Source organism: Caballeronia sp. LZ003, assembly GCF_031451465.1.
Lineage (GTDB): Bacteria > Pseudomonadota > Gammaproteobacteria > Burkholderiales > Burkholderiaceae > Caballeronia.
Window position 1 is genome coordinate 1 of record NZ_JARUXJ010000251.1, and the last position, 12694, is coordinate 12694.

Below are 12694 nucleotides of genomic sequence, written 5' to 3' on the forward strand. Positions count from 1 at the left end.
TTTGGACTGAAACCCATGCGCACGCCCGAAGACGAAGACTTCCACGATCTGATTGCCGAGAGGTACGAGCGTACATCGACTGTCTTAACGAGTAATTTGGATTTTACGGAATGGGGCGACGCGTTCGCGACCAACAAAATGCTCGGCGCTGCAACGCTTGATCGCTTGCGACACGCGGCATACCGCGTCGTGCTCGACGGCGAGAGCTACCGTGTTCCACGCCCGATGCCCGAGAGCAACAAATCAGCACTTGCGAAAGGAGGTAAAAACAAGGATTCTTGATCCCCGTTCGAGCCCCGAATCAGGCGCCTTTCGCTGGCGCCATTGCGCCGAAAACACCCGGCCCCTTTACGGCGAAAAGCAACACCAAGGAAGCAGCGCGTCGTAGTCGTCAACGGTCCTCGCCAGAGGAAGACGTTGGAACAACCAGTGAAGGTAGCGATAGGGATCGATGCCCCCGGCTTTGCAGGTTTCGATCAGGCTGTAGAGGTTTGCACTTGCGTTCGCCCCCGCTACGGTGTCGCTAAAAAGCCATGAGCGGCGCCCGACGACGAATGGGCGAATCGCGTTTTCGCAAGGGTTATTCGAGATGGCCCAAGTGCCGTTCTCGACGTAGCGGATCAGCTTCGGCCACTGCTCGCGCAGATAGGTGAGTGCCTTTCCGAGCAAACTTTTTGGTACGACACCCGGCGACTCCGCGAGGGCTAGAGCGTAGATGGCGTCGAGTATGCGCGTGCTGTATCGACGTCGCAATCGCTGTCGTCGCTCAGCTGCCCATTTCTTAGGGCGGGCCTCCGCAGCGAACAGCTTGCCGATCAGCGTGATGAATCGTGTCGCGAGCAGATCGGGCGAACGCGCGGCTTTCGGCACGTTCTCCTCCGCTTTGATGAAGTACCGTCTTAGGTGTGCCCAACATCCGAGGTGCACGAGGTCGTAGCGTTGAGCGATGTCGTTGTAGGGCTCGTAGCCATCAGTCATCAGAACCGCGCCCTTGCGGATCCCCGTGAACAGCTTGTCGGCTAGCTTGGTACCGCGTCCGGGCGTATAGCTGAAGCAGCGGATGGGGACGCCTGAATTGGTCATCTGCGCCCAGAGGTAGCTCTTCGTTTGCGGCTTGCGCCCTTTCTCTTTCAGTACCTGGAACGTCGTCTCGTCGCAGTAGATCAGTTCGGCGTCGAGCAACGCATCGCGCATGAGGTTGATCACGGGCTGGGTCGCGAGGCCAACGCCAACCATGCTGGCGGCGATCGTGTTCGACGAGATGTCTCCGCCGAAGCGACACAGCAGACCGGCCTGGCGATAGAGCGGCATGCCGAACTGATATTTGCCGGTGGCGATCCATCCGAGCGCTGCTTCGCTCAACAGTCCGCGCGCGATGATGCGCGGCGGCGCTGGAGTGACCTTGATGCCGAGATCGCAGCACGGGCACGCATATTTGACGCGCTGGTGTTGGATCACTCGAAGCTGCTCGGGGATCACATCGAGCTGCTCGCTGATCTCCGCGCCGATCTCAACGAGCGCTTGCCCATCGTTCGTGCAAAAGCGTTCGGCTTCGGGCAATTCGTGCCGCACGACCTCGCGCGGCAGATTGGGATCAAGCGGCTTGCGGTGACCGCGCTTCTTGCGCTTGTGCGCGCCAACCGTCGTCTCTGGCGTGTCTTCTTGGGCAGGCGCGCTGTTCGCGCCGAGCACCTCGGCTTCGTTGAACAAGCCAAGTTGATCAGAATCTCGTGCCTCGCTCTTGGCGCCGAACAGTTCGCGAGGGTTGGCTCGGAGTCGCTCCTCAGCAAGATCGCGCTCTGCCGTCATAAGCCGCAAGGCGCCGCGTAAGGCCTCCTGTTCTTCTCGCAATGCCCGAGCAGCATCGCGCTCGGCGAGCAACGCCTTCAATTCCTCGGCGGTGATCGTGACATTGATCGGCATGGCGGGTTAGACCATGCGCACGGCCTCACTGTTCAGCTCACGCGGCGATATTCCTGCTTCGGATGCCGTCTTATCGCGGTGATGTCATCGCCATCGAGCAACGCGTGCAACACGTTGGTCGTCATCGTCACGATCTCAGCCTTGTTGTCTGGCCAGATGAAGTGGCTGCTCTCCAATCGTTTTATCAAAAGCCAGAAACCACTGCCGTCCCAGCTAAGAATCTTTATCCGGTCACGACGTCGGTTTCCGAAGATGTAAAGCGACGTGTCCATCGGATTTAGGCGCATCGACTGCTCGACGAGAATCGACAGACTGTTCATGCCGTAGCGGAAGTCGACAGGATCGCGGTGCAGGTAGACCTTCAGATTATCGTCGAACCGGAACACGGCATCCTCCCGAGCATCTGGACCACGGTGGTCAGCTCGTCGATGGTCGCCTCTGTGATGTCGAACTCAACACCGTTGGGCAAACGTATGTGCAAGGCAACCGTGATCGATGGTGTGCGCGCGGACACCGCTCCTTCAACCGTCACAGCCCCTTGAACAACCGGTACAAATGGTGATGGCACGTCGGGCGCATGAGTCCGCAAGGCCGGCGGCGCGACATCAAGCGATGCCCTGTCTGCTGGCCTCAGTTCCTTCTCCGCCGAATTCCGCGCCGCATGTGTCTTCTGAAAGCGCGTGATCCACTCGCGCAACAGATTCGGGTTCAAGCCGTATTCCATCGCCGTACGCGCTATCGAAACGCTGGACGTCATGCACAACTGGACCAGTTCCTCGCGGGCTTGCGGATCGTATTCCCGGCGACCATCCCGCTTCGCGCCGACTACCAGACGGCTACGCAAACCTCGATCTTCTGTCATGTACTCTCATCCCAGCTGTCCACGTGGACAGGTAGCATCAGAGAATCACTCGTCCATTGCTAGGGCGTCCTTGAAGGACCGCATACGAACAAACCGCAATTAGTTTCCGGATCCCATTGCCGCAGCGCGCAGCGGATGCTGATATCCGTGACCTGCTCCCATTCAACTTCGTAACACGGAACGACGTATCCGCATCAACCTGATCGAGCAACAGGCAGTCGCTGGCTCTCGATGGTGTGCGTTAATTCGCGCTTACAAAAAGCGCACCTTATTAGCATAATTTGTGGATTTCGCTAGCGGCAGCGGACGTTGTCTTGCGAGCGTGTTTCGCCGATGCACGCAACCGGACTAGTCAATCGATTGCGGCGGTCATGGTCGAACTGCGATGTCGCACTAAGAACGCGACCATGCAGAACGCAGTCGTGGAAATAAGTGAGACCACCAAAACGGTCCACTCGACCAAGAGATAATTTTGCCCGACCGTCCAGATCAACGCAGCGGAAATCGGAGCTACACCCTTCGCGATGTTCGACGGCGCAGAGAGCAGTCCGCTGATTGCTCCGTAGCCCTCGGTCCACATCACATCTTGCACGATCGTGCCGCGCAGGATTGTCATCATGCCGTTAGCGCCGCCGTAGATGACCGCGAACAGGATCAAAGCGATGGGCGAGGTTCCTGCGACCAGGAGGATCACAACAGAAACCGGAAACGCCGAAGTGATGATAAGGCTAACGATCTTTGACGACACGTTTCGTCCGACCGTGAACCAGAGCACGCGAGCAAGAACCTGGGCCGGACCGATCACTGCCATCGTCGCGAGAATGCTGGGCTGCGATACTCGGCGTTCGACCATCAACGGAACGAGGTGAAACGTCAGCGCAGCGAAGGTCGCGTAGTAGGCGGTAAAGCAGACCGCAAGCGCCCAGAACACCGGGGTTTGCAGCGCGCGCCTGACGGACGCCTCATTTTCTGCCCTGATCCGCTCCTTGTTGACGGCGAGTGCCGCGACGTTCGGATCATTGCGCAGGGCCAGCCAGTGAATGGGCAGGCACATGCAGGCGTTGATCGCCGCCAGCGCGAGTAATGCATGCCGCCATCCCAGAGCATCGACAAGCTCCTGCGTAAGCGGAATGAATACGGTGCTCGCAAATCCCGCAACGAGCGTCACCAGCGTGATTTTCGTGCGGAAGCTGCGGGGATAGTCGCGGGTTAGAATCGCGAACACCGGATCGTAGAGCGTGGCCGCCATGGACACGCCCAATCCGACCCATGCAGCGAACAGCGTCACAAGGCTTGCTGCCTGCGACCAAAGGACCAACATGACGGAGGCGAGCAGCGAGCCAGCCGTCAATACGATGCGGCTATGTCCGTGGTCGATCCACTTGCCGACCGGGTATGCGGCCAGCCCGGACACCAGCAGCCCGCACGAAAGCGCAGCATTCGTCGATGCCCGGCTCCATCCCAGTTCCTGCTCCATCGGCACGACAAAGAGCGAAAACGCGTAATAGACCACTCCCCACGCGACAAGCTGGCCGGTCGCCAGTGCCCAGGTTGCCCTATTGCTCTCAGGTTTTCGGTCGCTAGCGTAGGGCGGCATGGGTCAGATACTGGCTTGATTCACGCGTTTCATCAGCTCTTCGGCACTCTCCTTGCGCTCGCTGTAGCGATCGACCAGGTACGGGCCAATATCGCGCGTCAGTAGCGTGAACTTCACCAGCTCTTCCATCACATCCACGACGCGATCGAAATAGGCCGAAGGCATCATGCGTCCGGTCTCGTCGAATTCCATGAACGCCTTGGCCACCGACGACTGGTTCGGGATGGTCAGCATCCGCATCCAGCGTCCAAGCACGCGCATCTGATTCACGGCGTTGAACGATTGTGAGCCGCCACTCACCTGCATTACCGCGAGCGTCTTGCCCTGCGTCGGCCGCACCGCGCCAACCGAAAGCGGAATCCAGTCGATCTGCGCTTTCATGATGCCGGTCATCGCGCCGTGGCGCTCCGGCGAGCACCAGACCATGCCTTCGGACCACAGCGCCAGCTCACGCAGCTCAGCCACTTTGGGATGTGTGTCTGGCGCGTCGTCGGGCAGCGGCAGGCCGCTCGGATTGAATGTGCGGACTTCGGCACCCATCGCCGTAAGCAGACGTGCGGCCTCTTCGCTCAGCAATCGGCTGAACGAGCGCTCGCGCAGCGAACCGTAGAGCAGCAAGATGCGGGGCGCATGAGCGGATACCTCCGCGGCCTGAAGGCGTTGGATATCGGGCACTTCGAGCAGCGCCGCATCGACCTGCGGCAGCTCGGTGGCAAGATCAGTTATCGGTGCAGACACGCTTGCCCTCCGTATCGATGACTACCTCGCCGTCTTCCTTCGTGAACGCGCCGCGTTGTGCTTCGGGCAGGATGTCAAGCACGATCTCGGACGGACGGCACAAGCGCACGCCCACCGACGTCACCACAAAGGGACGATTGATTAGAATGGGGTGCGCGATCATCGCGTCGAGCAACTGGTCGTCGGTCAATGCCGGGTTGTCCAGATGCAGTTCGGCGTAGGGCGTGCCTTTCTGGCGCAACACCTCGCGCACCCCCAGGCCCGACTGGTTGATCAGCTCGACGAGCTTCTCGCGCGACGGCGGGTTCTTGAGGTATTCGATGACGACGGGTTCGATACCCGCGTTGCGGACCATCGCAAGCGTATTACGCGAGGTGCCGCAGTCCGGGTTGTGATAGATGATGACTTCGCTCATTGCTTGTTTCCGTAAAGCTCAGGCGCACTCGTACCAGTTCTTCGAACGGTTGACGATATGCACCACGAGCAGCATGACCGGCACTTCGACCAGCACGCCTACGACGGTCGCGAGTGCCGCGCCGGAGTTAAGGCCAAACAGGCCGATTGCCGTGGCGACGGCCAGCTCGAAGAAGTTCGACGCGCCGATCAGGGCAGACGGACAGGCGATGTTGTGCTTCTCGCCGACCGCGCGATTAAGCCAGTAAGCCAGCGCCGAATTGAAGAAAACCTGAATCAGGATCGGCACGGCAAGCAGCACGATGACGAGCGGTTGCCTGAGGATCGCCTCGCCTTGAAAGGCGAACAGGAGTACTAGCGTTGCAAGCAGCGCCGTGATCGACCACGGGCCGATTTTCACCATAGCCGCTTCGAGCGCCGCTTCGCCATGTGAGAGCAGTAACTTGCGCAGGGTCTGCGCGAGAAGCACCGGAATGACGATGTACAGCCCGACCGAGATGAGCAGAGTCGCCCAGGGCACCGCAATGGCCGATAAGCCGAGCAGCAGGCCGACCAGCGGTGCGAATGCGACCACCATGATGCTGTCGTTGAGCGCCACCTGAGACAGCGTGAAGAGCGGATCGCCACCCGTCAGGCGGCTCCAGACGAACACCATCGCCGTGCACGGCGCTGCTGCCAGCAGGATGAGCCCGGCCACGTAGCTGTCGAGCTGCGCGGCGGGCAGCATCGGCGCGAACAGGTGCTTGATGAAGAGCCACGGAGGAACGCCATCGTGAACGGCTTGACTAGCCAATTGACCACGAGTGTGACGCCAATGCCCTTGATGTGCTGACGCACTTCATGCAGCGAGCCGAAATCGACCTTCACTAGCATCGGAATGATCATCACCCAGATCAGCAACCCGACCGGCAGGTTGACTTGGGCGTACTCCATGCGGCCGATTGCCTGAAAGACGCCAGGCAGCATTTGGCCAAGGAGGATGCCCGCGACGATGCACAGCGCAACCCAGACCGTCAGGTAACGCTCGAAAAATCCGATTGCTGGGGGCGCTGCGCGGACCGCTGTTCCGGTACTGCTCATTTCTTTCCTGCGATAGTGTCCACGGACTTGGCCGGTGTGCAGCAGGCGGTGGGTGCCTGTGTTTTCTCCTGCGAACGCGCGCGTGACGAACCGTACATGGGGGCGGTATCCAGCGTGCGAAAGGTCTCCCATGCAACGCCCTGTGGATCAACGGTCCACGCCTTGTCGGACCTTGCGTAGCAGCAGGTCGTGCCGATTTGCGCCTGCACCGGCAGTTGTGCCGCCGTAAAGCGCGCGGTCATCTCATCAAGTTCCGCGTGTGTTTCGACTTGAATACCAATATGGTCAACGCCGGGCTTGACGCCTCGTTTCCAGATCGCGAAGTTCACCGCCGGATCGGCCAATTCCCACTTGCAATAATCGTCTACCAGAACGACGGGCTCGGCATTGCCAAACATTGCGCTGTAGAACCGGATACTGTCGTTCAGATTCTCGACAGCGACGTGAATGTGCATGCGTTTCATGGTGTGTCTCCACAACAGTTAGGGAGCTCGCTAATCGCGCAGGTTGCGCCAGCGCAGCAGTTCTCCGTAAGAAACCCGATCAGGTTTGTCATCGCGTCGAAGTTTGCCGAGTAGATGACAAAGCGCCCCGACTGACGCGACTTGACAAGCTCTGCGTGCGCCAGATCTTTGAGATGGAATGAAAGGCTGGAAGGAGCAAGCCCTAGTTGCTGTGCGATCTCGCCCGCGGGCATACCGTCGGGTCCAGCGACGACGAGCTGTCGGAAAATCGCCAGGCGCGATTCGTGGGCGAGAGCGCTCAAGGCGCGTACAACGAGGTCTGGGTTCATGCACGACACGATAGACGATGCGTTTCGATATTTCAAGTATAATTGAAATAACGGATTTATCGATAGAGTCTTGTTTGCTTGCTGGACTACCAAAGAAGTCAGCCGCTTCAGCCGCTTCAGTCGTGCTTAAAGCGGCCACTCAGGGAACTGGCATTTCCCTGGCCTTCGGGTCACGTCCGCCGATCGCCGGCGATACCCAGCAAGGAGACGCATGAAGGGCGCAAGGGGCCGCTCATCGTCACGCGAGGCCCGTCCGGCGCCTTCCAATGACTGGCGCACAATCAACCTCTCGTCGGAGCCGTATGGCCCAGCACGGCCGCGATCGTTAGAATGACCAGCATGGCAAGCGCTTCAACGGACAGCAAGACATCAAAACGCTTTTGTGTGGCCGCAAATGAAGAATCGTCCCGAAGCGCCTGCGCGTGAAGCTTGGGGAGAACCACCAACCGGTTCCAACCGCCCAATCCCACGGCCGCTGCAACGCACACAAGCTTCGCCGCAAGTATCCGGCCCCAGGGCGTTGCGAAGAACCGCACGTCTGCCTCCCCAGTGTCCTGCAAAACGTTGTAGAAGCCGGTGATTAGCACGACAACAAGCGCGGCCGTCGCCAGATACGATAGCTCAGCGCAGAACGCTAGCCTTCTATCGGCCGTTGCGTGAGCGGTCGTTGGGCCTCGGAGCATAATTGCGGCAACGATCACGCTTCCGGCCCACAGTGCCGTCGCGCACAAATGCATGACATGGATGGCTTCCCGCACCGAGAGGTCGCCCGCATCGGCTGCATGGCTGGCCGCTGCCTTGCCTGCAGCCCACGCGACTAGGCCCGCGATAAACAGCGGCAACCCCCAGCGACCAGATAGCCAGCTCAGCGTCGCCAGCAGGGCGCCGACAAATGCAACCGACCACGCGAACCCGAAGTGCGATTCGGTGAGCACGGAACTTACCGCGGCACCGGCGTCGGCAAGCGGCGAGCCGCTCATGACGGCTGCCTGTAGCCAAAGGTACGCAAGGGCCGTGAGCGCCAACACAATCGATAGACCGGTCTGCCAAATGCGTAGTGCGGTGGGTGCGCCCATACCGCTGCGCTTGCCCATTTCCGCGCAGGCGAGGCAACCGGCTGCCGTCGCGAACACCACATCCTGGACGGCTGCTACGCCGATTTGCGTGGCGACGAGCGGTTCCACGGTCACTTCACCATGAATTTGTAGTGCCCCTGCGTACGATGTCCATCCGCAGCGACAGCCACCCATGCAACCGCATAGGCGCCTGGCTTCAGCGGACTCAAGCCCACGGACATGCGCTTGCTGTCCGATGAGTCTACTTCGGACTTGCCTCTCGTGACAGCCTTGCCTTGTTCATCGGTAACCGCGATTGAACTGAACGCGCGCTCGAGCCTATCGTCGAAGTCGATCACGACGGCGTCGATCGTGGTCGGTGCGGTCGATCCTGCGGCCGGCTCCTGATGTTTCGGATAAGCGTGCGCCCACGCGAGGTGGGCGGCCAGAAGCGCGACCGTGGCAACAGCCGTGCGCACTGTAACGAGTTTCATGACGGTGTTCCTGTTAGAAGGTGCCGACTTACTGAAATAGTGGCTTGCCGATCGTGCGCGGCGCGACATCGTCGAAGAAAATATGCATTTGCACGAGGATGCCGATGTGCGAGCCGCTCGCTCGATTGATCGGGATTTGCGCTTCGACGCCGAGCTGGCCATAGCGGTTTATCCAGATGAAGCCGGGGTTCACGGTCCCGGTTGTTTGTCCCTGACTGCGAGAGAGCGGCACTTCGACCAGCGGGGTGAGGTTGGAAAACGGCTGGGGCAGGCCGAGGTCGTGTACGTGTTGTTGCAGGTAGGGCAGGCTGTACTGAAACGTGAAGCCATAGTCGAAGGAGTTCGGTTGGCCGCCGCCCGTCGTGAACGACGGTCCTGCTTCCCCCGTAATGGCGACGGGACGCAGCCAGGCTAGCGAGTCGGGCAGGTCGCCCATGCCCTTGCCGGCGAAGACCGTGGGCGAGATCGTCGAGAAGTTGTCGGCAATCGCGCGGCTGCCCGTGCCGCCGAGGTCGGCATTCACACCCACCGACGTCATGAATTCGTGCGCGTCATTTACGTAAAGCAGGTACTTGAGCCCCACGCCGAAGTTGTCAAAGCCGCGCGCAGTGGGATTGTTTTGCATGACGTAGCCGCCGTCCACGGAGAAAGCCAATCGCGGAGTGATGAGCTTGTCGTACTCGAAGCTGAAAGTGTTGATGCTTTGGTCGCTGGCGTCACCCGGCACGCGCTGGTGGCCGAATTCGAGGTTGGCTTCGTCGCCTACGCCGGGGTCATCAACGGAAAGTGTGGAGGGAAATACGCGATCGCCCGCGATGGCGTGAGCGTGAGCGGGGGCAGCATGGGCAAGGCAGACAATCGTGGCCAGCAGCGCGTAGCGTGCCGGGGGCGTACAGCGATTGATGAAGGTTCGCATTTTGGCTATCTCCAGTTATCGTTCGATGCCGTCGTGCAGAAACACGACACGCTGCCGCTTAGCAGGCGCCAAGAAGCAGAGTTGCAGGTCAAACACGGGATTAGGAGAAGACCGGAGGCGCCCTAGGTTGCGCTACTGTGTAGATGAGAGTGAGAGGCACGGCGATCAAGGCACCGGCGACCGTCATTGTCGTTGCGGCTAGCGGTACGACAAGCCCAGCCGAAGTGCCGGGGAGCGTCGGGACATGTCCGATCAGACTGCAATAGGCGCAGGCCTGTCCGTGCGTAGGAACCCCATGCGCAGGCTTGCCGTCATGTGCCGACGACACAACTGGATCATCGGCTGAGCAATACGTAGCCAGCGCATCACCGAGCCGGTGATGCGACGCCAACAGCTGCGAGACCACCGGCGCGAGTGTCACCAGCAGGATTGCAAGCAATCCCAGCAGAGAGCCAAGGCGATGGAATCGAACGCGGTACATGGCGCGCTTGGTGAATGGAACGCGGAGGTTAGGAAATTAACCCACGCCAGTAGAAAGTTCAACTACCGAGATTCAGCGGATTATTCGCATCTCGCAATAGAAAGCAATGCGGAAGCATTTGGACGCACCGACTGAATCCGTACGACGAACGAAACAATCGACTTTTGGTTAGCGGCGATGTATAAGCGCACCTGGCCATGCCTGAACAAGGACACTGCGGGAAGCCGGTGAGATTCCGGCGCGGTCGCGCCACTGTATCGGGGGACGCCGATGATCGGCCACTCCCGAAGCCAGACCTCTCAGTGTCATCCTCTACACCGATATGGAACGCGATTATTCCGGGAGTTCACAATGCTTGACCCTCTGCGCCAGATTTTCAACGACTCGGACTCGAAAGTCCGCAATAACCTGTTCGGCATTTATGGCGTGCTGATCGGTATCAATGTGTTCGCGTCGGTGTGGGCATTCGTTGCCTTTCACGCATACCCTGTCCTGCTCGGCACTGCGATGCTTGCCTATGGCTCCGGTTTGCGCCATGCCGTCGACGCCGACCATATCGCGGCCATCGACAATGTGACGCGCAAGCTGATGCAGGAAAGGAAGCGGCCCGTAGCCGTCGGCTTCTTCTTTTCGCTCGGCCACTCGTCAGTGGTCGTGCTCGCCTCGGTCGCCGTCGCACTGGCGACAGAGGCGATTCAGGGGCGATTCGACAGCTTCAAGGCGATTGGCGGAATGATCGGCACCTTCGTTTCGGCCGTTTTCCTTTTCGCGCTGGCGCTAATGAATTTCCTGATTTGCGCGGCATCTATCGTGCGTGGAAGCATGTCCGCGCTGGCGGGGCGTACGTTGATGACGACTTCGATGTGCTGCTCGCCAACCGGGGGCTCATTGCCCGCCTCTTCCGCCCGCTTTTTCGCCTGGTGACGCGTAGCTGGCACATGTATCCAATCGGATTCCTCTTCGGGCTTGGATTCGATACCGCAACCGAAATCAGTTTGCTCGGCATTGCAGCGACGCAGGCAGCAAAAGGGCTCTCGCCCTAAGCCATCATGGTCTTTCCGGTACTCTTCAGTGCGGGGATGTCACTCATCGACACGCTCGATGGCCATTTGATGTTGGGCGCCTATGGTTGGGCTTATCAGAAGCCCTTGCGCAAGATTTACTACAACATGACGATCACGCTCGTCTCGATCGTGGTCGCCGTCGCGATCGGCGGCATCGAGGCTCTCGGACTGCTCGCCAATCGACTCGAACTAAAGGGTCCGGTGTGGGATGCAATTGGCTCGCTCAACGACAACTTCGGCGCGCTCGGCTATATCATCATTGGTATCTTTGCGCTTAGCTGGATTGCTTCGCTCGTGATCTACAGGTTGAAGCGTTTCGACGAGGTGCAGACGGGTTAGCAAGTCCGACTTGGTACGCGGCTGATGATGCCATTCAGTACGATGGCGGGCAGCGTCGTGCACCGCCCGCCTGCGATCAGAATTTATAGGACACGGTGACTTGCGCGGTCAAGGGAGGACTGGGCATAAGCGTGTAGTCGAAAGTCGCGGCCGAACCGCCGGTGTAGTACTTGCGATTGAACAAGTTGAAAATGTTCAGCTGCGTTTTCCAGTGCCCTTGCTGGTAGGACGCCATGGCGTCGGTGCGAACGTAGCTGGCCAATTTGAAGGTGTTCGGCAGGGTCGCCTCTCGCGAGCCCACGTAATAGACGCCAGCCCCAAATTGCAATCCCGGTATGGACTGCAATTGATAGACCGTCCAAAGGCTTGCGCTGTGACGCGGAACATTACTGAGTAGATCGCCGACGGGGTAAGTCGTGTCACTCGTGACTTTGGCGAGCGTGTAGGCATACGTGACGATGGCTTTCCATTGCGGCGTGATGTTGCCAGCGATGTCGAGCTCCACCCCCTGACTTCTCTGCTTGCCTGTCAACACCTGGAGCAACGGGTCGGTTGGGTCGGTCGTGAGGATGTGATTTCGGTTCAAACTGAATAAGGCAAGGTTGGCGCCCAGCCGATCCTTGATGAGATCTTGCTTGACGCCTATCTCGAATTGCTCCGCGACTTCCGCATCGTAGGTGACGTTGCTGCCGCTATGTCCGACGTTAGGCGCATGGCTGCGGCTCCAGTCCGCAAAAAACGAAGTATTCCGCATGGGTTGCCACACCAGCCCAACCCGCGGGGAGAACGTCGTCTGCTGACCTCGGACGGTCGCTTCGCCCACCTCGTCGGCGCGATTAAAAAATCGATCCGCGCGCATGCCGAGCTGGAGTTTGATTTGAGGCGTCAGTTCGACCAGATCTTGCACATAGGCGCCGTAATCCTTGCCCTGGCTCTGG

At 59.6% G+C, this 12694-nt stretch carries 14 protein-coding genes, 2 pseudogenes and 1 riboswitch; of the genes and pseudogenes, 2 read left to right on the forward strand and 14 right to left on the reverse strand.

The features are described 5' to 3' along the window. Positions 1 to 282, forward strand: a 282-nt coding sequence (locus QCE79_RS37965) for an ATP-binding protein (RefSeq protein WP_309853963.1), incomplete at its 5' end; no start/stop codon positions are given. A 66-nt stretch (positions 283 to 348) separates the two neighbouring features. Here QCE79_RS37965 and tnpC read toward each other — a convergent pair. From tnpC to QCE79_RS39690, 13 genes and pseudogenes are all read right to left on the reverse strand, one after another. Continuing rightward, entirely contained in the window at positions 349 to 1923 is a 1575-nt protein-coding gene (gene tnpC, locus QCE79_RS37970; protein WP_309853966.1) for an IS66 family transposase, read from the reverse strand. 32 nt (positions 1924 to 1955) lie between these two features. Next, complete coding sequence (tnpB, locus tag QCE79_RS37975; RefSeq protein WP_309853969.1) at positions 1956 to 2309, reverse strand: IS66 family insertion sequence element accessory protein TnpB; 354 nt, start codon at positions 2307 to 2309, stop codon at positions 1956 to 1958. Next, complete coding sequence (locus QCE79_RS37980) at positions 2285 to 2785, reverse strand: transposase (RefSeq protein ID WP_309853971.1); 501 nt, start codon at positions 2783 to 2785, stop codon at positions 2285 to 2287. Before QCE79_RS37980 ends, tnpB begins: the two co-directional genes overlap by 25 nt. 352 nt (positions 2786 to 3137) lie before the next feature. Continuing rightward, entirely contained in the window at positions 3138 to 4382 is a 1245-nt protein-coding gene (locus tag QCE79_RS37985) for an MFS transporter (RefSeq protein WP_309853975.1), read from the reverse strand. Positions 4383 to 4385: 3 nt separating this feature from the next. Beyond that, positions 4386 to 5108 carry an arsenical resistance protein ArsH gene (gene arsH, locus QCE79_RS37990; protein ID WP_309854000.1) on the reverse strand — a complete coding sequence of 241 codons (723 nt, stop codon included), beginning with the start codon at positions 5106 to 5108 and terminating at the stop codon, positions 4386 to 4388. Next, the gene (gene arsC / locus QCE79_RS37995) at positions 5101 to 5535 is read right to left on the reverse strand and encodes an arsenate reductase (glutaredoxin) (RefSeq protein ID WP_309853978.1); all 435 of its coding nucleotides are present in this window, start codon (positions 5533 to 5535) and stop codon (positions 5101 to 5103) included. Before arsC ends, arsH begins: the two co-directional genes overlap by 8 nt. 18 nt (positions 5536 to 5553) lie before the next feature. Continuing rightward, a pseudogene (gene arsB / locus QCE79_RS38000) lies at positions 5554 to 6614 on the reverse strand (ACR3 family arsenite efflux transporter). Further along, entirely contained in the window at positions 6611 to 7078 is a 468-nt protein-coding gene (locus tag QCE79_RS38005) for an ArsI/CadI family heavy metal resistance metalloenzyme (protein ID WP_309853982.1), read from the reverse strand. Before QCE79_RS38005 ends, arsB begins: the two are co-directional and overlap by 4 nt. Further along, positions 7075 to 7407, reverse strand: a complete 333-nt coding sequence (locus QCE79_RS38010; protein WP_309853985.1) for a metalloregulator ArsR/SmtB family transcription factor — start codon at positions 7405 to 7407, stop codon at positions 7075 to 7077. Before QCE79_RS38010 ends, QCE79_RS38005 begins: the two co-directional genes overlap by 4 nt. A 281-nt stretch (positions 7408 to 7688) precedes the next feature. Further along, positions 7689 to 8591, reverse strand: a complete 903-nt coding sequence (locus tag QCE79_RS38015) for a CopD family protein (RefSeq protein ID WP_309853988.1) — start codon at positions 8589 to 8591, stop codon at positions 7689 to 7691. Between the two features lie 2 nt (positions 8592 to 8593). Beyond that, entirely contained in the window at positions 8594 to 8956 is a 363-nt protein-coding gene (locus QCE79_RS38020; RefSeq protein ID WP_309853990.1) for a copper resistance protein CopC, read from the reverse strand. 28 nt (positions 8957 to 8984) lie between these two features. Next, positions 8985 to 9872, reverse strand: a complete 888-nt coding sequence (locus QCE79_RS38025; protein WP_309853993.1) for a hypothetical protein — start codon at positions 9870 to 9872, stop codon at positions 8985 to 8987. A gap of 100 nt (positions 9873 to 9972) precedes the next feature. Next, positions 9973 to 10353 carry a DUF2946 family protein gene (locus QCE79_RS39690; protein WP_404989510.1) on the reverse strand — a complete coding sequence of 127 codons (381 nt, stop codon included), beginning with the start codon at positions 10351 to 10353 and terminating at the stop codon, positions 9973 to 9975. Between the two features lie 218 nt (positions 10354 to 10571). Then, positions 10572 to 10650: riboswitch (cobalamin riboswitch) on the forward strand. Positions 10651 to 10704: 54 nt separating this feature from the next. Between QCE79_RS39690 and QCE79_RS38030 the strand changes: the two are divergent. Continuing rightward, a pseudogene (locus QCE79_RS38030) lies at positions 10705 to 11756 on the forward strand (HoxN/HupN/NixA family nickel/cobalt transporter). Between the two features lie 76 nt (positions 11757 to 11832). Here QCE79_RS38030 and QCE79_RS38035 read toward each other — a convergent pair. Next, positions 11833 to 12694 (reverse strand): TonB-dependent receptor domain-containing protein (locus tag QCE79_RS38035; protein ID WP_309853997.1); only part of this gene is annotated, 862 nt, incomplete at its 5' end.

Bases quoted from the DNA above. Each gene is read 5' to 3' on its own strand.
- tnpC (WP_309853966.1), bottom strand. From the start codon at position 1,923: ATGCCGATCAATGTCACGATCACCGCCGAGGAATTGAAGGCGTTGCTC.
- QCE79_RS37980 (WP_309853971.1), bottom strand. From the start codon at position 2,785: ATGACAGAAGATCGAGGTTTGCGTAGCCGTCTGGTAGTCGGCGCGAAG.
- QCE79_RS37985 (WP_309853975.1), bottom strand. From the start codon at position 4,382: ATGCCGCCCTACGCTAGCGACCGAAAACCTGAGAGCAATAGGGCAACC.
- arsC (WP_309853978.1), bottom strand. From the start codon at position 5,535: ATGAGCGAAGTCATCATCTATCACAACCCGGACTGCGGCACCTCGCGT.
- QCE79_RS38005 (WP_309853982.1), bottom strand. From the start codon at position 7,078: ATGAAACGCATGCACATTCACGTCGCTGTCGAGAATCTGAACGACAGT.
- QCE79_RS38010 (WP_309853985.1), bottom strand. From the start codon at position 7,407: ATGAACCCAGACCTCGTTGTACGCGCCTTGAGCGCTCTCGCCCACGAA.
- QCE79_RS38020 (WP_309853990.1), bottom strand. From the start codon at position 8,956: ATGAAACTCGTTACAGTGCGCACGGCTGTTGCCACGGTCGCGCTTCTG.
- QCE79_RS38025 (WP_309853993.1), bottom strand. From the start codon at position 9,872: ATGCGAACCTTCATCAATCGCTGTACGCCCCCGGCACGCTACGCGCTG.
- QCE79_RS39690 (WP_404989510.1), bottom strand. From the start codon at position 10,353: ATGTACCGCGTTCGATTCCATCGCCTTGGCTCTCTGCTGGGATTGCTT.